At 32.3% G+C, this 24,543-nt stretch carries 15 protein-coding genes and 1 tRNA gene; 9 read left to right on the forward strand and 7 right to left on the reverse strand.

Annotated elements, in window-relative coordinates; translation table 11 throughout:
• Nucleotides 1-16: 16 nt before the first annotated feature.
• The 5 genes from IQ05_RS05215 to IQ05_RS05235 all read right to left on the reverse strand — a co-directional run bounded on the left by IQ05_RS05215 (nucleotide 17) and on the right by IQ05_RS05235 (nucleotide 6,588).
• Nucleotides 17-421, reverse strand: a complete 405-nt coding sequence (locus tag IQ05_RS05215; RefSeq protein ID WP_144890733.1) for a DNA primase — start codon at nucleotides 419-421, stop codon at nucleotides 17-19.
• Between the two features lie 9 nt (nucleotides 422-430).
• On the reverse strand, nucleotides 431-1,402 hold the full coding sequence (locus tag IQ05_RS05220) for a deoxyhypusine synthase family protein (protein WP_086454768.1): 972 nt from the start codon (nucleotides 1,400-1,402) through the stop codon (nucleotides 431-433).
• 92 nt (nucleotides 1,403-1,494) lie between these two features.
• The gene (locus IQ05_RS05225) at nucleotides 1,495-2,895 is read right to left on the reverse strand and encodes a type III PLP-dependent enzyme domain-containing protein (RefSeq protein ID WP_144890735.1); all 1,401 of its coding nucleotides are present in this window, start codon (nucleotides 2,893-2,895) and stop codon (nucleotides 1,495-1,497) included.
• Between the two features lie 289 nt (nucleotides 2,896-3,184).
• Nucleotides 3,185-4,252 carry a 3-dehydroquinate synthase gene (aroB, locus tag IQ05_RS05230; RefSeq protein ID WP_144890738.1) on the reverse strand — a complete coding sequence of 356 codons (1,068 nt, stop codon included), beginning with the start codon at nucleotides 4,250-4,252 and terminating at the stop codon, nucleotides 3,185-3,187.
• Nucleotides 4,253-4,260: 8 nt separating this feature from the next.
• Nucleotides 4,261-6,588, reverse strand: coding sequence for an O-antigen ligase family protein (locus IQ05_RS05235; RefSeq protein ID WP_144890740.1), 2,328 nt, complete (start codon nucleotides 6,586-6,588; stop codon nucleotides 4,261-4,263).
• Between the two features lie 288 nt (nucleotides 6,589-6,876).
• Between IQ05_RS05235 and IQ05_RS05240 the strand changes: the two genes are divergently transcribed.
• On the forward strand, nucleotides 6,877-8,046 hold the full coding sequence (locus tag IQ05_RS05240) for a proline dehydrogenase family protein (RefSeq protein ID WP_144890742.1): 1,170 nt from the start codon (nucleotides 6,877-6,879) through the stop codon (nucleotides 8,044-8,046).
• A gap of 62 nt (nucleotides 8,047-8,108) precedes the next feature.
• Here the strand turns inward: IQ05_RS05240 and IQ05_RS05245 are convergent, their stop codons facing one another.
• Entirely contained in the window at nucleotides 8,109-9,896 is a 1,788-nt protein-coding gene (locus IQ05_RS05245; RefSeq protein ID WP_144890744.1) for an ABC transporter ATP-binding protein, read from the reverse strand.
• Nucleotides 9,897-10,106: 210 nt separating this feature from the next.
• On the opposite strand from IQ05_RS05245, the gene IQ05_RS05250 reads away from it, so the two are divergent.
• A tRNA-Val gene (locus IQ05_RS05250) sits at nucleotides 10,107-10,181 on the forward strand.
• A 402-nt stretch (nucleotides 10,182-10,583) separates the two neighbouring features.
• On the opposite strand, the gene IQ05_RS05255 is transcribed toward IQ05_RS05250, so the two are convergent.
• Nucleotides 10,584-13,490 carry a triple tyrosine motif-containing protein gene (locus tag IQ05_RS05255; RefSeq protein WP_244289526.1) on the reverse strand — a complete coding sequence of 969 codons (2,907 nt, stop codon included), beginning with the start codon at nucleotides 13,488-13,490 and terminating at the stop codon, nucleotides 10,584-10,586.
• A gap of 325 nt (nucleotides 13,491-13,815) precedes the next feature.
• Here IQ05_RS05255 and IQ05_RS05260 point away from each other — a divergent pair, with 325 nt between their 5' ends.
• The 7 genes from IQ05_RS05260 to IQ05_RS05290 all read left to right on the forward strand — a co-directional run bounded on the left by IQ05_RS05260 (nucleotide 13,816) and on the right by IQ05_RS05290 (nucleotide 24,419).
• Complete coding sequence (locus tag IQ05_RS05260) at nucleotides 13,816-16,944, forward strand: SusC/RagA family TonB-linked outer membrane protein (RefSeq protein ID WP_144890746.1); 3,129 nt, start codon at nucleotides 13,816-13,818, stop codon at nucleotides 16,942-16,944.
• Nucleotides 16,945-16,956: 12 nt separating this feature from the next.
• Nucleotides 16,957-18,468 carry a RagB/SusD family nutrient uptake outer membrane protein gene (locus IQ05_RS05265; RefSeq protein WP_144890747.1) on the forward strand — a complete coding sequence of 504 codons (1,512 nt, stop codon included), beginning with the start codon at nucleotides 16,957-16,959 and terminating at the stop codon, nucleotides 18,466-18,468.
• Nucleotides 18,469-18,486: 18 nt separating this feature from the next.
• Nucleotides 18,487-19,353, forward strand: coding sequence for a hypothetical protein (locus IQ05_RS05270; RefSeq protein WP_144890749.1), 867 nt, complete (start codon nucleotides 18,487-18,489; stop codon nucleotides 19,351-19,353).
• Between the two features lie 123 nt (nucleotides 19,354-19,476).
• Nucleotides 19,477-20,541: a family 16 glycosylhydrolase gene (locus IQ05_RS05275; RefSeq protein ID WP_144890750.1), complete on the forward strand. Its 1,065-nt coding sequence runs from the start codon at nucleotides 19,477-19,479 to the stop codon at nucleotides 20,539-20,541.
• 160 nt (nucleotides 20,542-20,701) lie between these two features.
• Nucleotides 20,702-21,466, forward strand: a complete 765-nt coding sequence (locus IQ05_RS05280) for an endonuclease/exonuclease/phosphatase family protein (protein WP_317133636.1) — start codon at nucleotides 20,702-20,704, stop codon at nucleotides 21,464-21,466.
• 3 nt (nucleotides 21,467-21,469) lie between these two features.
• Nucleotides 21,470-22,924: a glycoside hydrolase family 30 protein gene (locus IQ05_RS05285; RefSeq protein WP_144890754.1), complete on the forward strand. Its 1,455-nt coding sequence runs from the start codon at nucleotides 21,470-21,472 to the stop codon at nucleotides 22,922-22,924.
• Between the two features lie 37 nt (nucleotides 22,925-22,961).
• A complete protein-coding gene (locus tag IQ05_RS05290; RefSeq protein ID WP_144890756.1) occupies nucleotides 22,962-24,419 on the forward strand; it encodes a glycoside hydrolase family 30 protein in 1,458 nt (485 codons plus the stop codon).
• Nucleotides 24,420-24,543 lie beyond the last annotated feature (124 nt).

Raw genomic sequence — 24,543 nt, forward strand, 5'->3', positions numbered from 1 at the left:
TTATTTTAAAAACTAATTAATCTTCGTCTTCGTCATCTTCATCTTCATCAGAAAAATCTCTGTCATTATCATCTTCGTCATCTTCATCATCACCAGAATCTGTATCAGGTTTATCGATAGCTTCGTCTTCATCATCATCGATATCATCATCTAGATCTAAGCCTTTGATTGGTTCTACTACATCATCTAAGATAATTTCATCATCTTCGTCATAGTTCTCAATTCTATCAGCTAGTTTAGTACTTACTTTTACTAAATAAATTGTATCTTCAGTTCTAACTTCTACTGCTTCAACTAATTCATTTTTTGCGTTTCTAAAACTAATAATGTTTGAATCATCATAACCATCTGGAAATTTATCAACAAGAAGGTTTAAAATTTCATTGGTAAGTTTTGCGTAATCAACAATTACTCTTTTCATAAATGTATATTATAGATCTAATAAATAAGCGAATATTAATGGGGCAACAATGGTTGCATCAGACTCAATAATAAATTTAGGTGTTTTGATATCTAATTTACCCCAAGTAATTTTTTCATTTGGTACTGCTCCTGAGTACGAACCATAACTTGTAGTTGAATCAGAAATTTGACAGAAGTAGCTCCAAAAAGGAACATCATGCATTTCCATATCTTGATACAACATTGGTACCACACATATAGGGAAATCTCCTGCAATACCACCACCAATTTGAAAAAATCCTATTCCATTTGAACTGTTTTTTGGGTACCAATCAGCAAGGAAAGTCATATACTCAATTCCTGATTTCATGGTAGATGCTTTCAAATCTCCTTTTAATACATAAGAAGCAAAAATATTACCCATAGTGCTGTCTTCCCAACCTGGAACAACAATTGGTAAATTTTTCTCTGCTGCAGCATACATCCAACTGTCTTTCAAATCGATCTCGTAGTATTCTTCAAGAACACCTGATAATAACATTTTATACATGAATTCATGTGGAAAATAGCGCTCACCTTTATCATCAGCATCTTTCCAAATTTTATAAATATGCTTTTGCAAACGTCTAAAAGCTTCATGCTCAGGAATACAGGTATCCGTAACACGATTTAAACCGCGCTCTAATAAATCCCATTCATCTTGAGGTGTTAAATCTCGGTAGTTTGGAACTCTTTCATAATGAGAATGCGCTACAAGATTCATGATGTCTTCCTCTAGATTTGCTCCAGTACATGATATAATATGTACTTTATCTTGACGGATAATTTCAGAGAATATCTTTCCAATCTCAGCAGTACTCATAGCGCCAGCCATACTCACCATCATTTTTGCACCATTTGCTAATTGGTCTTCATATGCCTTTGCGGCGTCAACTAAAGATGCAGAGTTGAAATGCAAATAATGCTTTTCGATAAACTGACTGATTGGTCCTTTACTCATTTTTATATAAATTTTTAAAATATTTTTGTGAATTATGTTAAAATTATCTCAAATTTAACATTTTTTTGAATTCGTCCCTTTATTAGTATAGATTATTTTCGATCGTAACCTAATATTTTTAAAACATCTTCAGAGGTCTGTTGCTCTGAGAACACTTCGGTTGCTAGAATTCCGTTTTCATCTCTATCAATTAAAATATGCTTCGGTTGTGGAATTAAACAGTGATGTAAACCACCATAACCTCCAATAGTTTCTTGATAGGCACCAGTATTGAAGAACCCAATGTACAACGGTTTCTCTTTATTGTATTTTGGCAAATAAATAGCATTCATATTTTGCTCAGAGTTGTAATAATCATCACTATCACAAGTCATTCCACCTAGTAATACCCGCTCATAAGTATCATTCCAACGGTTCACTGCTAACATGATAAACCTTTTGTTAATGGCCCAAGTATCTGGTAAAGTGGTAATAAATGAAGAATCAATCATATTCCACTTTTCTCTATCATTTTGTTGCTTTTGATACAAAACTTGGTAAATAGCTCCACCACTTTCACCTACCGTAAAGGATCCAAATTCAGTAAAAATATTTGGAACATCAACTTCAGCTTCATCACAAGCAATTTTTATTTGATTAATGATTTCATCAATCATGTATTGGTAATCATATTCAAATGCTAATGAGTTTTTGATTGGAAAACCTCCACCAATATTTAATCCATCAAGTGTAGGGCATTCTTTTTTGAGCGCTACATAAACTTTAATACATTTTACTAATTCGTTCCAGTAATATGCATTATCATTGATTCCAGTATTGATAAAAAAGTGTAACATTTTCAGTTCCAATTTTTTATTCTCTTTAATCTCTTTTTTGTAAAATGGAACTATATTTTTGTATCCAATACCAAGTCTAGAGGTATAAAACTCAAATTTAGGTTCTTCTTCAGCTGCAATACGAATACCTATTTTAAACTTATTTTTGATTTGACCTTGTAACAAGTCTAATTCCTCAAAATTGTCAATGATTGGTATTGTATTTTTATGTCCGTTATTAATTAAACGAGCAATGTTTTCTATGTATTGATCTCTTTTAAAACCATTACAAATTACATAGGTACTTTTGTTTATCTTACCTTTCTCCATTAAGTTTTCAACAATATTAATGTCAAAAGCCGAAGAGGTTTCTATGTGAATGTTATTCTTGAAAGCCTCATTCATAATGTATTCAAAATGAGAGCTTTTAGTACAGTAGCAATAGTAATATTTTGCTTCGTACTTGTTTTTTTCCATTGATTTTCTAAACCAGCTTTTTGCTTTACTGATGTTATTAGAAATTTGAGGCAAATAGGTAAATTTTAAAGGCGTACCGTATTGCTCAACTAATTTCATTAAATCAATATTATGAAAAAGTAAATGATCTTTATTTAAAGTAAATTCTTCTTGTGGAAAATAGTATGTTTGATTTATTAAGTCAGAATATTTTGTATTCATGGATATGGATTTTGTAGATTAAATATTTAAATAAAATAGATTAATCTATCATTCAAACCCTAATATTAGCATACACAATTTGAAGTTTTTCAGTATCTGATTTCATGTATTGAAAAACATCAAAACTAAAATTTCCCTTTATAGAATAAAAACGCTTTAACATCCTTAAAAAAGACATTTTGTTACTGTTTTTATTAGAGCAATACTTGAATTTATTTCGACTTTTTTTCATTGGTGCAAATGTAAAAAATAATATATACGTAATGCAATCCTTTTTTATAAAAAATATTTAGTTTTTATAATCTTCAAAGGCTTTAAGAATCATTTCATTTTCAACCAATTGATTTATTTTAATTTTACCAATACCTTCGATTAGGGCAAATTGTATCTCCCCATATTCATTTTTCTTGTCATGAACTAGTAATTCAAATATGGGATCGATGTCTTTTTGATCAAATACTATATCCTCGTAAATGTGTTTAATGCATGCTTTTATCTGAGAATATTCGTCTACTTTCAATAGTCCTTTTTGCCATGAAAGATAACTTTCTAAAATCATACCAGCTGCTATTGCCTCACCATGTAACAGTGTTGTTTTTAATTCATTCTCTAGAAAATAACTTTCAATTGCATGGCCTAATGTGTGTCCAAAATTAAGAGATTTTCTAATATTATTTTCTGTTGGATCTTGCATTACAATTTCATTTTTGATTTCAACAGATCGATATATGAGTTTGTCAAAGTCAGCAAAATCAAATGCATCAAGATCGGTAAATGTTTTCCAATAACTTGCATCATAAATTAAGCCATGTTTTAGCATTTCTGCAAGACCAGAACGCATTTCGTTTTGTGGTACGGTTTCTAAGTATTGTGTATCTATCAATACCATTTTAGGAACATTAATAACCCCAATTTGATTTTTGAGATTACCTAGATCAACACCATTTTTTCCACCCACAGAAGCGTCAACCATAGCCAAAAGAGTGGTAGGGATGTGAATAAATTCAACACCTCTTTTAAAAGTAGATGCAATAAAGCCTCCTAAATCTGTAACTACACCACCACCTACATTGAGAACTAGTGATTTTCTATCGGCTTTTAATTCCGTTAAAACATTCCAAATTTGAACACATGTTTCAATATTTTTATTTTCCTCTCCAGATTCAAATTCTATAATTTCGATCGTTAAATCAGTTTCTAAATTTGATAGAAAAATTGGTAAACAGTGTTCATTTGTATGATTATCTACAATAATAAAAATATTAGAAAATTTTTTATTACTAATATATTCATTAAGCGCTGCATAAGCATTTTCATTGAAGTATATGGGATAGTTATTGGCTTGTATGGTTTGCATTTTTATTTTTATTTACAAAGTTTATTAAAAAGGTCTATTGTTCCGGGATAATTTTTATTGACTGCAATCCCTAGGTACTTACAAGCATTTGTTTTGTCTTGCATTTTATAATAACAACCTGAAAGCAAATATTCGGTTTTACCATCATTTAGTGTTGGTTCATTTACTATTTTTAGCAAATAACTAATAGCGGTTTCACTTCTATTTAAACTAAAATAACAAACGGCTATATCTTGGTAAATTACCTTTTTTTCGGGATGTAACGCTAGTTCTTTTTCATAAAGTACAATAGCTTTTTCAAATTGTTTAGCGTCTCCCAATTTTTTTGCTTCAATCATATAATTGATTGCTTTTGGGGCATTTTCTATATCTTCAGATGGATTGTTTTGAATAGTAGAAGTTGGTGATTCTTGTTTTATTTTTTTATTTAATGTAGAATCATTAGGATAAATTCTCACCCCTTCTTTGATAAAGGCCTCTATTTTTTGGGGATTGTAACCCGCCTGTTTGAGAGCAACTGCAGTGTTTTTCCAGTTTGAAGGCATGCTTCTATATTGACTAAAAAGTTTGTGTAGCTTAAATATTTCGGCGGTATCCTTATGTACAACTGCCATTCTAAGGCCATCTAAATAAAAATTAAGTGTCCTTGGTCTGGCATAAAATGCTGATTTCAAATACTCATACGCTTTCTTTTGGTTGCCTTTTAATTTTTCTATTTTATGCAAATACCAGTTTGAAATTCCCATATAAGGATTTATTGTATTTGATAATTTAAAATATTTTTCAGCTTCCTCTAAGTTATTCTCATTAAACAATGCAATAGCTGTGTGTTGGTAAAATGTTTCTCCATAAATACCTACTCTTGTTATAGTTGGGAATTCATTAAGGATTACATTAGAAGATACCGGCGTTTTATCAAATTTTATTCTGTATTCTAACTGGGCTGCTCTCCAGTCCATAAAAGAGATACAAGTTGTAACCACGCTAACTATAATTAAAAACAAACCTACCTTTTGTGAGTTACCATTTAAACCTGAATGCTTGGTTGAATTTAAGACTGTAAATACAATCATCAATGCAAAAGCCAGTTGCATTGTAGGTCTATACAGCGGAAAGTTAAAAAAGGCATCTATAAAATACCCTGTAATAAGCATTAAAACAAGTAAAGAAATAGTTTTATCGGTATCGTTTTTTGTAAAAATATTTTTAATGTTGATAAAAAATATTAAAATAAAAAGACTCAAATACACTAAGCCGTTAATAATTCCCGTTTCGGCTGCTATTTCAAGAAAATCGTTGTGAGTATGTGAAGAAATTAATGCTTCATCTGTGGTGGTTCTTTCATAAGGAATACTTTCAACTCTCCAGTTTCCTAGACCGATGCCCGTTATGGGGTCTTTTGAAATCATTTGCGTTGCATTGCTCCAATAACTCAACCTCCCAGACGCAGAGGCTTCATTTGTATCAGCAATTTGCATAATTCTAGCACTTACGGATTCAAACCTTCCAACACTATTACTATTTTTAAAAACGATAGTACTTAAAAAAACAGCCAACGCTATTGGAATTAAAATATAGGTGGTTTGTTCTACTGTTTTTTTTGCGAATGAATGTATTTTGAAATAGACTACTAGAAAGACTACAACTTGAAAAAACAATCCCAAATAAGCAGCTCTAGAACTGATTAAGATTACTGTAAAACTTGCTAGCAACAAACATAAAGCTAAAAACCATTTCTTCCAGTTGTTATAGTGTAAAATTCCTAAAACTAAAAAAGGAATTTTAACATTAAGACTCGCTGCAAAAATATTAACGTTTCCTGTATTCCCTTTTAAGTTATTTAAAGCACTAGTTACACTTGCAAAGTCATTCAATACTGTACTTAATTGCAAAACAGTTTGTAAAAAAACACTTGCTCCCACAAGTATAGTAATGTAGTACAGCAAATGCAATTTATCTCTAAACAAGAGAATCAAGTTAAGTATCATCACTGCAACAACCAGTAATTGAATAAAACTATTGATTGACAGTGAAAGGTTTTTTGTAAAAAATAGGGAGCAACCACAAAGAATAATAAACAAAAAATAGATTTTTAAAACTAAACCCTCGCTAGAGAAAATTTTAGTCTTTTTAAAAGCTACTTTTTTATTGCTAAAAAGGTAGAGTAATGCAACAATATTAATCACAGCCATGTAAAAAAACTGCGTGTTTAATATTTCAATACTTTTAAAATGAGGCAAAAAATCAATCAAAAAATAACAAAAAAGAAAAAATAATGCCATGAAATTTTCATAAAATGAGTTTTGTACTGTATCGTTTTTAATTTCTGTATTCATTTTAATTTTGGTAAGAATTGGTTTTAATATCTAAAGAGATACGCTAGTTTTATACTATTTTTATTTCAATTCAAAACACTTTAATTTACTCTTTTATTTTTTTTAAAAGGCATTTGGTCATTTCGCATTTTTGAATATAAAATTTTAATTGCCAAATGTATAAATTTATCAATTCTTAAATTATTTAATACCATAAAAAAGTTCGTATTGCATTTTTCTTTTTTTTGACATCAAATTTTATAAAAATATTCAAAGTCTGCCTATATTTGTATAAAATTAAAACAGATAATGGAAAAGATATTTGATAATACACAAGTTGCCTTTGCATTAAAAAGCGATACAGAACTTGATCGTGCATATTTTTTATTTAAAATGATATCTAATCAACCTCTTGTTAGAATAGGAACAGCAGTTACCAATTTTGCAATCAAAGCACATTTACCAGTAGAAGGATTAATAAGAGCAACGGTTTTTGATCATTTTTGTGGAGGTGTTAACGAAATGGACTGTCTTAACGTTGTTGATAAAATGTTTACTAAAGGCGTGACTTCTGTATTGGATTATTCAGTAGAAGGAAAAGAAGAAGAAGATCAGTTTGATGCTGCTTTGAAAATGACATTAAAAACAATCGACTTTGCTAAGAAAAGAGATGCTATTCCTTTTGCCGTTTTTAAACCAACTGGTTTTGGACGATTTGAATTGTATGAAAAGCTAGGTAACAATGAGAAATTAAATGAAGAAGAACAAATTGAATGGAATAGAGTGGTAGCTCGATTTGATTTGGTTTGCAAAGAAGCTCATGAAAAAAATGTATCACTATTAATAGATGGTGAAGAAAGTTGGATGCAAGATGCTGCCGATGATCTTGTGACTCAAATGATGCGCAAATACAATAAAGAGAAAGCGATTGTTTTTAACACTTTGCAAATGTACCGTTGGGACCGATTGGATTACCTGAAAAAATTACATGAGCAATCTAAAAATGAAGGATTTCATATAGGTATGAAAATAGTTCGTGGTGCGTATATGGAGAAAGAAAATGTACGTGCTCAAGAAAAAGGATATCCTACACCTATTTGTGCCTCAAAAGAAGCTACAGATGTTAATTATGATGCGGCCATTAGTTACATGACTGAAAACTTAGATATGATGTCTATATTTGCTGGTACTCACAATGAGTCAAGTACGTATACACTCATGAATTTAATGCATGAAAAAGGGATTAAATCAAATGATAATAGAATATGGTTTGGACAATTATACGGCATGAGTGATAATATTAGTTATAATCTAGCCAATTCCACTTATAATGTTTCTAAATATTTACCTTTTGGTCCTGTAAGAGACGTTATGCCTTATTTAATTCGTCGTGCGGAAGAAAACACATCCGTAGCAGGTCAAACAAGCCGAGAGTTAATGATGATTAAAGCGGAAAGAAATAGAAGAAAAGGAAAATAATAAAACCAAAAAACTCCAATTTGTTATCAAATTGGAGTTTTTTTTTGGCTCTAAAAAAAAAATTAAGAATTGCTAAACTGCAGATTGCTTAAATTTTTATAAATTCCATTTTCAAGGACAATTAAATCTTGATGTGTTCCTTGTTCAGCAATTATACCATTATCTAAAACTAATATTTGATCTGCAGAACGAATGGTAGAAAGCCTATGTGCAATAATGATACTAGTTCTACCTTCCATTAAAATTTCAAGAGCTTCTTGAACCAATTTTTCACTTTCACTATCAAGAGCTGAAGTTGCTTCATCTAAGATTAAAATACTAGGATTTTTCAATAAAGCTCTAGCAATTGCAATGCGTTGACGTTGTCCGCCTGAAAGCTTTATTCCTCTTTCACCTACTACGGTTTCAAATTTTTCTGGAAAACTTTCTATAAATTGATAAGCATTAGCTTGTTTTGCTGCTACTAAAATTTCTTGGTCCGTTGCATTTGGTTTTCCGTAAGCAATATTCTCTTTAATAGTTCCTCCAAAAAGAATAACATCTTGAGGAACAATACTCATATTACCGCGAAGGTTTTCAAGATCGTAGTCGTAAATGTTTTTTCCATCAATTAAAATTTCACCATTGTCAATATTGTAAAAACGAAGTAGGAGTGATGCTATTGTAGATTTACCTGTTCCACTAGGTCCTACTATTGCTATTTTTTGACCAAAATTAGCTGAAAAATTTACATTTTTTAAAACCTTTATTTCCTTTCTTGACTGATAACTAAATGCAACATTTCTGAATTCTACTGTACCCTTAATTTTTTGTATTGCAACTTTTTCTTTGTTAGAGTTTATTTTTTCTGGAGTTTCGTCAAGCAGTTCAAAAACACGTTCTGTAGCTCCTATAGCTTTTTGAATTTGTGCATAAAGCTCTGCTATACCGCCGAAAGAAGCGCCTACAAAGGTAGAGTATAATACAAATGAAATCAATTGGCCAACACTCATTTCACCACTAATGCTCAATTGAACTCCGTACCAAACTACGGCCACAATAGCCCCAAAAAGACAGAAAATTATAAAGGAAGCAAAATAACCACGGTATTTTCCACCCTTAATAGCAATTGATACTACTTCTTTTATTTTAAAATTATATCTAGCAATTTCATACCATTCATTCGCAAAGGCCTTTACAATACTAATACCTTGCATCGTTTCCTCTACAATAACTTGACTTTCTGCTACTTTATCTTGAACATTTTTAGAATATTTCCTGATAAATCTACCGAATACAACAGCTGCAATTGCAACCAGCGGTACAACAGATAACATCAATAAGGTAAGCTTTATACTTTCATTAGCTAATAGAAGAACTCCTCCAACAATTAAAATAAATTGACGTAAAAATTCAGCAATGGTTGATGTAAGTGTGTCTTGTATTTGCGTGATATCTGAGCTAATACGACTATTAAGTTCTCCTACACGTTTTTGGGAGAAGAATGACATAGGTAATTTTACCAAATTTGAATAAAGTGCTAACCGAAGATTTGCAAGTGTATTTTCAGTAAAATTCACAAATAAGGACAATCTAAAAAAGGAGAAAATAGATTGAAGAAACAAGATCACAAGCAATCCGCCTGCAATTAGGTTTGCTTGGTCATTGTCTTTATTCTTAACACAATCAATTAGCATTCCCATCAGCTTAGGAAATGCCAAGGCCGTACCCCCCGTAAAAACTAAAAAAAGTAAACCTACATAAAATTTCCATTGATGCTTTCCAGCAAAACGAAAAATTACAGTTGCTTTTTGCAGAGATGATGCCGTAATTTTAGATTTTGGTAAATCGTTTTCTTTGAACCTAGCCATTGATATTTGTTTATACTGCAAATGTAGGACTAACAGATATCAATACAAAACATATCATGTGTTTCGTTAAATTTGTAGAATTCTGTCTGCTAGATTATTACAATTTAATTCAAATTTTTTTTGATTTTTTTTCAAAAAGGCCTTGCAGAATCAAATTCTAACACTATATTTGCACTCGCAATCAGGTAATGATTGCAACCTAATAAAATAGGGCGATTAGCTCAGCTGGTTCAGAGCACCTCGTTTACACCGAGGGGGTCGGGGGTTCGAACCCCTCATCGCCCACAAGATAAACTCCATTAGAAATAATGGAGTTTTTTTATGTCTATTTTTTTTATAATAATAGATTAAGGATCATGGGATCCAGTATCAGGTGTAAAAGTTAAGGGTAAAGCAAAAAGATTGGATAGTCTGAATAATAAGAAATCAATTTTTCTTCGACCAAACTCATTTAATATTTCAAATTTTCAAAAGCTACTTCAAAATATTTAGTATTTAAAATGGTTTTATAAGGCACTTTTCTAATCTATAACGCCCCAATAATTATCAATTTATTTCAAGACTATGCAAGATAGTTAAACTAAAATACAGCTATTTTTTATTGACTACAAAAAGCAGGGTGTTAATGCTCCAGTATTTATAGTCCAAGCAGTCAAAAACAACTTTAACCAAATAGCCTCTTTTTTTCTATTTTATACTCATAAAGTATCCAATTAAATTCTCTTTTTGATTTAATTCCAGTTTTTTTCTTAATCGATATCTGGCCAAATCTACTCCTCCCGTTGATATGTTCATGAATTCAGCAATTTCTTTTGTAGACATGTTCATTAATAAATAAGTTGACAGGTCCATTTCTCTTGGAGTAATAGTAGGGTGCTTTTCCTTTAATTTTTTTAGAAAATCAAAGTGGACATTTTTCAGGTGTTTTTCAAGATCCTTCCAGCTTTTATCAGTACTAACTTCCTTGATAATGCTTTTGTTTAATTTAGTAAATTGAGTCTTGGCTGCTTCGTCAAATGAGCTTGTATTGATATCTTTTAGCCTTTGAATAATTCCGTTTAATGTTTTATTTTTTTTAACTACCTGTAACGTGTTGTTTACTAATTCTTTGTCTTTTGATAATAGTTTCATTTGCAACTTGTCATTTTCTAGTTTTTCTATTTCTTTCTCTAATTTATATTGTTCTAACCTGATCTTAGTTTCTTTTTCTAAATATAATCTTCGTTGTTCTAAGGTTTCAGCATATTTGTTTTTCCTTATTTTCATTCTTATTCTAAATCGAATATAGTATACCAAACCAGAAGCTATCAGTAAATAAAATAAGTAAGCTGAATAGTGCCTATACCAAGGAGGAGTCACTCTGAATTCAAAAGAAGTTTCACCCGATTGAATCTTAAAGCTGTTTCGTGCTTTCACTTTCATTTTATAATTGCCCTCTTTTAAATTGGTATATTCTTTAATGGTGTTGTTTGACCAAGCACTCCACTTTTCACCAAAGCCTTCCAGTTGATAAGAGAATTCGATATTTTCAAGATTTTCATAACAAGGGGACGAAAATGTAAACTTTACTTGATTTGAGTCATAGGGCAACTCATACTTCATACTTTCGTCTTGCTTATTTCCTAAATAAATGGTGTCTCCAGGAAATGTAAAACTTCTTATATGAGCAATCGGTTTTGATATAGATTTGATTTCGAGAGTAGCATCATAGTGTGCCAGACCATCAGTTAATCCTATAAAAGTGTTTTTAGAATCAATAGTATTTATAGACATATAATTGGCTACTAATTTTCCGGTCAAACTTGAAAAAGGAGTTATGACATGTTTATATTTGTTGTTTCCCACTTTTATCAGCGTTCCCATTGACTCATCATAGAAGTACCAAAGATTTCCATTAGTATCTTCAGTTAATTTTTTAATTTTTGGAATGTACTTAAAGATATTGGTCATTATTGCATCTTCTAAAAAGGTACCTTGTGTTGTTGAATAAGTGTAAAAAATATTATTAGATTGAAAAAATACTTTATTATTTATTATTTGAAGACTTCCAACGCCCATATTTTTTTTAGAAAATTGAGTAAAGGTTTTAATGCTCTTGGTTGTTCTTAAATCATTATTCAGGGCAATCTGATGTATATATTGGTCTTTTTTTAGCCATAAATATTCTTTATCAATTTCAAATGAATTGGATGATTTGTCGATGTCTTCTATTTTATTTCTGAATTTCATTCCTGAACTTGTCTTCTCAAAAACAGAAAAACCATTGTAATTTGCCCCTATGAAAAAGTTAGGATGATTAGGTATTGATTTAAATCCATAATATCCCTTAGGATCAAGGTTCTTAATCATTTTTCCATTCTGTATGAGTAGAGCTCCTTTGTTACTGGCGCATATCAATTCTCCACTGATTACCTGTACATTCCAGGCTTGAGTAGTAGTTCCTTCTATAAGCCTAAAGGAGTCCTCTTTAAAATCTGTGTTCCAAGGATGATAAAAAACACCTTGATTGGTTGCAACATACAAATTCCCTTTATGCACAACAGATGAATAAACAGTACCTAAATTATAGCTAAATCCAAAATAGGTTAGAAATGAATTTTCGTTTACATATGCAATTCCATTATCCAATCCCAGCCATAGATTATTGCTTTTGTCTATAAATGAAGTAAGAACTGTATTGTTTTGAAGCCCTTTGGTGCGGTCGATATGCTGCATGATGTTTCCATTTAGATCGCAAACTATGATGCCATCAAGGACTGAATTAATTACAATGTATTTATTTTTATAAAGGACACATCCTAGAGAGCCATTCTTTTTTATAAAAGTATTTGCTTCGGTATTCCATGACACTGCCTGATTGTTTGTTATTATAAAAAGACCTTTATCCAAAGTAGTGGCTAGGATCTTATTTTTTTCTAATTCAACCATGCCCCAAATTTCTGAATTATTTAAAGTGTTTAATCCTTTAAGATAATTCAGTTTGCCATTTTTATATTCTAAAATTCCAGATGAAATATCTTGAATATACAATTTGGATTTGGTTAGAAATGAGAATTGAAATCTTTTTGGTGCATTTATGATTTTAATTTTGTTGTTCTTGTAGATAAAGATTCGGTCGAATGATTGAAAAACAACTTCATCCTTATAGAGATGTATTTTCCAGATAAAGTCAATTATGCCTAATGTTTTTTTATCTAATGAACTGGAAATAGAAAAGTATTCGAGTTTCCCTTTAGAATTGGCTTTAAAATAACCAAACTCATTATAACAGCCTACGTATATTTTTCCAGATGAATCTACTTTTAAACATTTAATTGCATCCGAATTTTTTGCTTTGTATTTGTTCCATTTCGATCCGTCAAACTGCAAAAGACCGTCATTATTTCCAAAATAGAGATTGCCATTCTTATCTTGGTCAATATCCCAATTTTGTGTTCCTCCCTTATATTCTGTTCTGGTATAATTTTTTATAAGGGGCAGACCAATTTTTTTTACTTGTCCAAAAAATGATGCTGGTAGGCAAAGTAAAATATAAATCAATATAAGCTTAACCAATTTAATGTCATGATCTTTTTTACTATTTTGGGTTTGCATATGATTTATTTAATTATTTGGAATGAGATAAATTGCATTTTCAAATGTCTTTTGAGCTGAATCTAAGGCTCTTTTGCAGATTTTGAGCTAAAGTATTTAATTTATAGTAATTGTAATTATTTTTTTAATTAATATTTTTTTTAAGAAATGTTTTTAAAATTTTAATTTATTTAAAATCAAGTATTTAATATTTTTTTGATAATATTTTGTAATACTAGTATGGTATTGATGATGTGATTTTGTAGTGATTCTAAATTCTGAATTCCGAAATTTAAAACATAATATTGTATCAAATAACCAACGTATAACCAAAATAATCAGAAAAATGAAATTATTAAAAACATTTATTTTTTGTATTTCATCAATCTTATTCTCACTACACGTGCATGCACAAGAAGCATCCGTGGTGGGGAAAGTGATTGATGATAAGGGGATGCCAATTCCAGGGGCAACCATAGTATTAAAAGGAACATCTACATCAGTTACATCAGATTTTGATGGGGGGTTTCAAATAAAAGCTCCAAAAGATGGAGTTTTAACAATTAGTTTTATAGGCTATAAAACTGTTGAGACTTTTATAAATGGTCAAACAGCAGTACAGGTAAAAATGTATGAATCATCACAAGATCTAAATGAAGTTGTGGTAGTAGGATACGGTACCCAAAAGAAGGTTTTGTTAACTGGAGCAATATCTGGAATTAAAGCTGCTCAGCTAAAAGATTTACCTATTAGTAGAGTAGAACAAGCTTTACAAGGTAGAGTTTCTGGAGTTACTATAGCTGCAAATGCTGGACAGCCAGGGTCTTCTTCAACAATTCGGGTGAGGGGTATTACTTCAATTGGTAACAATGATCCTCTTTGGGTAGTTGATGGTGTTGTAGTTGACAATGGAGGTATTGGTTATTTAAACCAAGCAGATATTGAAACTATGGATGTTTTAAAAGATGCTGCATCTCAAGCAATTTATGGCGCACGTGCTGCAGCGGGAGTAATTCTAATTACTACAAAAAAAGGGAAATCAGGTAAAATGAGTGTGTCTTATAATGGATATACTGGTTTTTCTCAAGCGGCTAGAAAGCTAGATTTACTTGATGCTACTCAATACACTACATTAATGAACGAGCGTTATGCTAATGGTTACGTTCAATCACCTAACAATCCTTATATACTTCCTTATTCATCTACTACGGCATACGGAAAAGGAACTAATTGGCAAGATGCTATTTTTAATGACAGTGCATTGCGTACTGGACATGAATTAAGTTTAAGCGGTGGAAATGATGTTTCTACTTTTTATTTGTCTTTTGGATTATTAGATCAAGAAGGAATTGTTGCGACACAAATTTCTAATTACAATAGAAAGAATATTCGTTTAAATTCTACTCACAAAATTTTAAAAGGATTGACTTTTGGTCAAACATTAGGGTACTCTCATGAGAAAAATATCGGATTAGGGAATACAAATAGTGAATTTGGTGGACCTTTAAGTTCGGCAATTAATCTTGATCCTACTACGCCACTTGTAGTTACTGATCCTGTAGAGGCTAATCTTTACCCGTATGTAAATCAAACAGGGATTTTTAGAGATTCAAATGGAAATCCATATGGAATATCTCAGGTTGTAGGTCAGGAAATGAGTAATCCACTGGCATATATTCAATCTAGATTAGGAAATTATGGATGGTCTGATAATTTTGTTGGAAATGCATATTTAGAGCTGGAAGTGATTAAAGGATTAAAGGTTAAAAGTACCGTGGGTGGTAAATTAGCATATTGGGGTTCAGAAAGTTTTAATCCTGTATCGTACTTTAACTCTTCTACTATAAATTCAGTAAACAGTCTGAGTAGAGGAACTAATAAAGGTTTTGGATGGAATGTTGAAAATACAATTACGTACAACAAAAAAATTAGCGAACATAATTTTACGGTTTTGGTTGGTCAGGGCGCTTATGTTGATAATATTTCCTCTGGGACTTATGTAACTTATAAAAATATTCCTGCTAATAATTTTGATGATGCCTCATTTGGTTATGGTGCTGTAAAAGATGATATTACTGCAGGTGCGTATAATGGTTATGAACACATTGTGACATCTTTGTTTGCTAGAGCGACTTATGATTATAAAGAAAAATATTTATTTACTGGGAATATTCGTCGTGATGGTTCATCTCGTTTTGGAGCTAACAACAAATATGGTGTTTTTCCATCATTCTCTTTAGGTTGGGTTCCAACAAATGAAGATTTTTGGCCAAAGAACAAAGTCTTAACAAGCCTTAAACTTAGAGGTGGTTATGGAATTGTAGGGAGTGATGCTATAGGTGATTTTAAATATCTGGCTACTATCAGTGGAGGAAGAAATTACACTGTAGGTAACCAAGGTTCAGTTGTAATAGGGAATAGTCCAAATGCTCCAGCCAACCCTGATTTAAAATGGGAAGAAACCAGCCAAGGGAATATTGGATTTGATGCAATATTTTTCAATGGTCTTAACTTTGCAATAGATTTTTACAATAAAAAGACTACTGGAATGCTTCAAGATATTAAGCTTCCTGGTTATGTAGGAACTACTGGAAATCCTTCTGCAAATATTGCTGACATGGAAAACAAGGGTGTTGATATCGAATTAGGGTATAGAAAAAAAATTGGACAAGTTAATTTTAAATTAGGAGGTAACATTTCCTATGTTGAAAATAAAGTAACCTTTTTAGGTAATGATATTAAATTCATTGATGGAAACGCTTCATTTCAAAGTATGGGTACTATTACCAGAACACAAGTTGGTCATCCCATAAATTCATTTTACGGTTATAAAACACAAGGAATTTTTCAGAATCAAAATGAGGTTAATGCCTATACAAATGCTTCTGGAGGTTTAGTGCAACCGAATGCTAAGCCAGGAGATTTTAGATGGCAAGACACAAATGCTGATGGGAAGATTACAGATGATGATAAAACATTCATCGGAAATTCACTTCCAAAATTTACTTATGGTATTACATTAAATGTAGATTTCAAAAATTTCGATTTAGTAGTATTTACGCAAGGGGCTGTTGGAAATAAAATTTTCCAAGGATTGAGAAGGTTAGATGTTGTAAATGCTAATTATCAAACGTCTGCTTTAGGACGCTGGAATGGAGAAGGAACTAGTAATTCTTATCCAAGATTAACAACAGCAGACGGCAATAAAAACTTCACAAATGCATCTGATTTTTATTTAGAAGATGGTGATTACTTACGATTTAAAACGATACAATTTGGCTATAACTTACCGAGTGAGAAAATTGGTAAAATAGGATTATCAAAAACTAGAATCTATGTAACAGGTGAAAACTTGTTCACATTTACTAAATACACAGGTTATGATCCTGAAATTGGGGGTGGTGTAATTGGTGTTGATAAAGGATATTATCCACAGGCAAAATCATTTATGCTCGGAATTAATTTACAATTTTAAAAATTAAAAGTTATGAAATTTAAAAATATAAAATATATAGGTATTGCAGTTAGTTTACTTTTTACAGCGGGAGCTTGTAGTGAAGAATTCTTATATGTTGATCCTAAGGGTCTTGAATTAGTTGAAAATTATTATAAAAACGAAAATCAAGCATACTCTGGATTAATCGCTGTTTATGACATTATAGGCAAACAATCTAAAGGGTTTGATAATATGATCTGTATGATGAATGCAGGTTCTGATGATTTTTTTGCTGGTGGTGGTAACGTTGGAGATGGAGTAGGAATTCATGCATTTGATAATTATACTTTAGATCAAATCAATATGCCAGAAAGCTTTTGGAGTGATTTCTACCAAGGAATTTCACGTGCTAATATTTTAATAGAGAAATTACCAGGAACTAATATGGATGCTGATAAAAAAGCACGCTTTGTAGCAGAGGCTAAAGCACTTCGAGCGTATTATTATTTTGAGTTAGTGCGTACTTTCAAAAATATTCCTTTGATTTTAAAACCTGTTTCACCATCAGAAACTTATAATATAGTACAAGTTTCATCAGGTGTGGTTTATGCTCAAATCGAGAAAGATTTAATAGAAGCGAAAGCCGTTTTACCTAATAAGTTGGTAGATATTAAAACTGAAGCAGGTCGTCTAACTAAGGGTTCTGTTCAAGCTTTATTAGGTAAAGTGTACTTGTATGAAAATAAAAATAATCTAGCTGCAACTGAACTTGCAGAAGTAAATGGTACGCCAGGAGGCACAAGTGCTTATGGATATAAATTATTAGACAAGTTTGCAGACCTTTGGAAAATTAGCAATAAATTTAATTCAGAAGCCATTATTGAAATTATGCATACAGACAAAAGTGATGCTGATTGGGGATTCTGGGGTAGTGGTGCCGATGAAGGAAATAGTATAAATATTATGGTAGGTCCTCGTGGCTACGAAAAAAAGACTGCTCTTGCTCCAGACTACGTTTCTGGATGGAGTTTCAATACAGTGACACCCGCTTTATATAATGTTTTAAAAGGTGATCCTCGTTTTGATGCAACAATAATAGATATGAAAGCATTGGAGGCTGCAGGTGATGCTAAATGGAAACCCCATTATCAAGACACAGGGTATTTTTTGAAAAAATTTGCACCGTTAAACTCTGATACTTCAACAGGAGGAGGAGCAACAGCCTTGAATTACAAACAGGATGTTTATGCTATCCGTTTAGCCGATACTTATTTAATGGAGGCAGAGGCGCTTGGCGGAACAGGAGCTAGAGCACAAGCATTATTAGATGCGGTTAGAGCGAGAGTAGGATTAGCATCTGTGCCAGTTTCTATTGATGCGATTATGTTAGAAAGAAGAAAAGAACTAGCAGGTGAAGGACATCGCTGGTTTGATTTAGTGCGTACAGGAAAAGCAGCTACAGCTCTTGCTGATAAAGGGTTTATAGCCGGTAAAAATGAAATTTGGCCAATACCTTATAGTAACTTACCGAACACAAAAATCGTTCAAAATCCTAAATACTAATTATTAAAATGAAATTTTATGAACTTACATATAATTAAAAAGAAGGGAATTGTACTAATGTTTGCTATTGCTGCCATAGTAAATTTCACAAGTTGTCAGCCCGAGGACTCGTTTACTGACAATGGCTTAACTCCAACAAGTGTTGATGCATCATTTAAAGTTACACCAGTTGAAGGTAAAACTAATGTATATAATATTGTAGCACAACCAAAAGGAGTGTTAAGATCTATTTGGGATACAGGTTCAGGATTTGCAGATGGGAAAATGAATTTTGAAATTTCATTACCAGACGCTGGAACTTATACTATCTCTCATAAAGCTATAGGTGCTGGCGGTGCAACAGCTTTAGCAACGCAAAATATAATTGTAGCAACCTCAGATCCAGTGAAAGGGAATATCCTTAAAGGAGGAAGATTAACCAATAGTGAGGATTGGTCTAAATGGACAGTTACAAATCCAGCCTCTAGTGCCAGTATAACTTTTGGCAGCGGATCGGCTACTTTGACAGCTACTGGATGGGCTGGTAACGGAATATATCAGGCAATTAATGTTGTCGCAGGTAAAAAATACGTAATTGACATGCTTACTTCTTCAACAACAGGTGGCAGTAATACTTGGTTCGAAGTGTATTGCGGTTATGCTGCACCAGTTACTGGAACTGATTATTCCGAAGGAGGAAAATTAAGAGCTTTAAGTACTTGGGACGGTTGTGCAACAGCTGCTTTTTCAGGAAAAATTTCAGCTGTAGGCTGTAAGGCTGAAAACAATTTAGGAATATTCACTGCTACTAAAACAGGTACAGCATACCTTGTAATAAGAGGCGGTGGTGAAGATATGAAGGCCGGTATTAAAATTCAAGATATTGAAATGAGACTGTCTATGTAGTAGTTTTAAATTAAAGAAATTAATTTTTAGTTAAGTTTTAGTTAGGTTGAGTTTGTAGAATGGTCCATTCTCTATGATTATGGGCCATTTCTTTAATGTAATGTTTTAACGAATAGTGAAAAAATGAAAAAATATTTTTCTAAAATTAATTTGATTATTGTACTGTACTGCTTTCTGTTTATTTCCTGTAGCGGTTCAAATTTGGAGGAACCTGTTGTTGATCAAAAACCAGCAAATCTAAAAGTAACAGCCACAATTGTTGGTGCCAATGATCAAAATCCAAACGGAGATGGAAGTGGCATGGTAAATTTTAATTTAACTGCAACAAACGCTACATCTTATAAAATAGTTTTAGGAAATGGAGAAACAAAGGAAATAACAAACGGAAGCTTTTCTTACACCTATACTGCATCGGGTACTACTACTTATACTTTATATGTGTCTGCTTATAATGCTGGTAAATTTGTTAGCAAATCATTATCTATTACAGTTTTAGTAGAGCCTAAGTTGATATGGTCTGATGAGTTTAACACTGATGGTGCACCTGATGCAAGTAAATGGACTTTCCAAATTTGGGATCATGGGAGAGTTAACAACGAACTACAGTCCTATACCAATCGGTCCGAAAATACTATTGTTCAAGGCGGTGTTTTGAAAATAAAAGCCATCAGAGAAAAATATGGAAAGGCCGACTTCACTTCTGGAAGATTAGAATCCAATGGAAAATTTGATTTTACGTATGGCAAAGTAGTAATCCGGGCAAAAGTGCCTACTGGCGTTGGGACTTGGCCTGCTGTTTGGATGCTGGGTAGTAATATAGGTAGTGTTGGATGGCCTGCATGTGGGGAAATAGATATTTTAGAATCTGTTGGAAAAGAGTTGAATGTCAATCATTCATCTGTACACTCTCCTGGACGTTCCGGAGCAACTCCAGATACAGGAACCATAAAAGTACCTAATGATAATACTGAATTTCATGTTTATACGGCAGATTGGACAGCAAGTTATATAAAGTTTTATGTAGATGATAAGTTGTTTTACACTTTTGCAAATTCAGATAAATTCCCATTCAATAAGAACTTTTATCTAATTGTAAACTTAGCAATGGGAGGCATTTGGGGAGGTCCTGTAGATCCTGGTTTTACCTCTTCTACTTTGGAAGTGGATTATATAAGGGTTTATAATTAGAGAAGCAGTTTTATATTTTTGACTTTAAATAACTGATTTACGTATTAATAAATAAATGATTAATTCCTAAGTAATAGAAAAAATGTCTAAAAAGAATGTAGCAGTTATAGTTTGTTTTTGTTTGGCAAGTCTGTTTTCGAATGCTCAGACTCTAAAAATTATGACCTATAATATTCGTCTAGATATTGACTCTGACAAAGAGAATGACTGGACGCACAGAAAAGATTTTTTTAATGGGCAGATTCGATTTTATGCACCCGATATTTTTGGAATTCAGGAAGCAAAACCCAATCAGGTATTGGATATAGCAACTGCACTTCCACAATACAGTTATGTTGGGATTGGAAGAGACGGAGTAGGAAAAGGAGAATCGTCGAATATTTTTTATGCCAAAGGAATATTTAAAGTAATCGAATCCAATACATTTTGGCTATCGGCAACACCCGAATCCATTTCAATGGGATGGGACGCAGCTTGCAACCGAGTTTGTTCGTATGCACTCTTAAAAAACAAACAAACAAATAATATGATTTGGGTCTTTAATACCCATTTAGATCATATAGGTGAAGATGCTAGAACCAAAGGATTAGATCTAATACTTTCGAAAATAGAGAAATTAAATACGAATAAATATCCCGTTGTTTTGATGGGTGATTTTAATTCAGAACCAGAAACAGAGCGGATTATTAAGTTAAAAAAAATAATGAATGACGCCAAAAGTATTTCGAAAGAAAAACCTTTTGGGCCGTACGGAACTTTTAATAATTTTAAATACAACGAAGCATCAACACATTTGATTGATTACATTTTCTTATCAAAAAGCAACGTTATTACTGTTCAAAAATATGCTGTTTTATCGGATGCTAAAGACTTAAAATACCCATCAGATCATTTCCCTGTTTTTATCGAAATTAATTACAAATAAACAATGAAAAAAATACATCAAATAGGAAAGTTATTTTTTATAATAGCTTTTTCAGCCATGAACATTAGTTGTACCTCTTCAAATGATGGAGGAGATTCACCAACTCCTACGCCAACTCCGGTAGTAAAGAATGAAGTTGATTTTTGGCTGACTAAAGGTAATCAATCAGTTCTTTTGCAAAAGCAAACCAATATTTTAGCTTTTGGTAGTAAAGCAAATATTTATCAGAATATTGAAATTAACGATACTCAAAAATATCAAACCGTGGATGGTTTTGGGTTTACATTGACTGGAGGTAGTGCGCAAGTGATCAATCAGTTGACTGCTCAAAAAAAGAAAGACTTATTGCAGGAATTATTTGGTTCAGGTGATGCTTCAATTGGACTGAGTTACTTAAGAATTAGTATTGGTGCATCTGATTTGAATGCAGCTCCTTTTACTTATGACGATATGCCATCAGGTCAAACAGATGTTAGTTTGACTAATTTTAGTCTAGCTCCTGATAAGATAGATTTGATTCCCTTGCTGAAAGAAATTTTGGCAATCAATCCGAATATTAAAATAATGGGATCACCATGGACCGCACCACTTTGGATGAAAGACAATTCAAATTTTGTGGGTGGTAGTCTACAGCCTAAATATTATGATGTATATGCTCAGTATTTTGTAAAATTCATTCAAAAAATGAAAGGGGAAGGAATTGTAATTGATGCGATTACTCCTCAAAATGAACCTTTACACGGGGGTAACAATCCGAGTATGGTAATGACTGCCTTACAGCAGGCCGATTTTATAAAAAACAACTTAGGTCCAGCATTTAAATCAAACAACATTACTACAAAGATTATTACTTACGATCATAATTGTGATAATCCCCAATATCCAATAACAATCTTAAAAGATGCTGTAGCTTACCCTTTTGTAACTGGTTCTGCATTTCATTTGTATGGAGGTGATATTAGCGCACTTACAACCGTTCATGATGCATTTCCAAATAAGGAGGTTTATTTCACAGAGCAATACACTTCATCTACAGGATCATTTAACGGAGATTTAAAATGGCAAGTAAAAAATGTAATTATTGGTTCCATGCGAAATTGGAGTAAAATTGCACTACAGTGGAATCTTGCTAATGACGGTACTTTTGGTCCTCATACGCAAGGAGGATGTTCAACGTGTAAGGGAGCAATAACGATAAACAGCACGGAATCATTAACGCGTAACGTTGGTTATTACATTGCAGCTCATGCTTCTAAATTCATCCCTGCGGGTTCTATTAGAATTGGTAGTGCTATTGTAGGCAATTTACAAAATGTTGCTTTTAAAACTCCTGAGGGAAAGAAAGTACTATTAGTTCTTAACGACGGAAGTGCTCCAGAATTATTCAATATTAAATACAATGGAAAATGGATTACTACTTCACTAGAAGCAGGAGCAGTAGGAACATATATCTGGTAATAAAGCATCTATAAAATTAATTTTCACTATTAAAATCATGAAAAAAATAACTACCACGTTAGTGGTGCTATCCTCAATTTTTGTTTTTGCGCAGCAAAAAAGTAAATCAAAAAATCAATCTTTTCAATCAATTGGCAAAACAGTTACAGTTTATACAACAGCCGAAAGTACTAATTTAAGATTAACAAAAACGAATAATCTCACGTTTTCAGAATTAATTCAGCCTATTGAAACACAGATTTGTGTTTTTGTAAATCCAGAGAAAACGTTTCAATCATTTCTGGGAATTGGAGGTGCAGTTACGGATGCCAGTGCCGAAGTTTTTGCCAAATTATCGAGTGACAAAAAACAAGAATTCTTGAATGCATATTACAGTAAGGACAAAGGAATTGGATATTCTTTGATGCGAACTACGATTCACAGTTCAGATTTTGCTTCTGCAAGTTATACCTATGTAAAGGAAGGCGATACTGAATTGAAAACTTTTTCTATAGAACATGATAGAGAATTTAAAATCCCTTTGATCAAAAAAGCAATAGAGACTGCTGGCGGAAAAATGACTTTATATGCAAGTCCTTGGAGCCCTCCCGCTTTTATGAAAAGTAATAAAGTTATGCTCAAAGGAGGGACGCTTTTGCCAGAGTATTTCCAGTCTTGGGCAACGTATTATACCAAGTTTGTAAAAGCCTATGAAAAAGAAGGGATTCCAATTTGGGGTATTTCAATACAAAATGAGCCAATGGCAGTTCAAACTTGGGAATCCTGTGTGTTTACTGCCGAAGCTGAGCGGGATTTCTTGAAGAATTTTCTTGGTCAAACAATGAAAAAAGAAGGCTTAGGAGCAAAAAAAATAATAGTTTGGGACCACAATCGAGATTTGATGGTGCAACGTGCCAATACTATTTTTGGAGATCCAGAAGCGGCCAAATATGCTTGGGGAATGGGTTTTCATTGGTACGAAACTTGGGCAGGTGGTTCCCCAATGTTTGATAATGTAGCCCGTGTGCATGAAGCATATCCTGATAAAAACTTGATGTTTACCGAAGGATGTGTCGAAAAATTTGATGCCAAAAACTACCAACTGTGGGCCAATGGAGAGCGTTATGGAAATTCTATGATAAACGATTTTAATAACGGAACTGTAGGTTGGACAGATTGGAATATTCTTTTGGATGAAAAAGGGGGACCCAATCATGTTGGAAATTTTTGTTTTGCACCCATTCATGCGGACACTACAACGGGTGAATTAATTTATACACCATCGTATTACTATATTGGACATTTTTCAAAATTCATTCGTCCAGAAGCTAAAAGAGTGAGTACTGCTGTGAGCAGAAGTAGTTTGTTGAGTACTTCATTTTTAAATAAAGATGGTAAAATGGTAACTGTTGTAATGAATCAAAGTGAGGCTAGTGTAATTTACAATTTGTGTGTAGGAACTCAAGCTACCCAAATTACTATTTTGCCAAATGCAATTCAAACATTGGTTTATTAAGGTAATAGGCTAATCTTTTTCTTATAGATTTAAGTATAAAACTAATTACAAAATATAGCCTAAAAGGTCTTAATGACCTTTTAGAATTGCTCCTTACAGATCATATTCATTAATGCTACATATT

Source organism: Flavobacterium tiangeerense (genome assembly GCF_007830355.1).
GTDB lineage: Bacteria > Bacteroidota > Bacteroidia > Flavobacteriales > Flavobacteriaceae > Flavobacterium > Flavobacterium tiangeerense.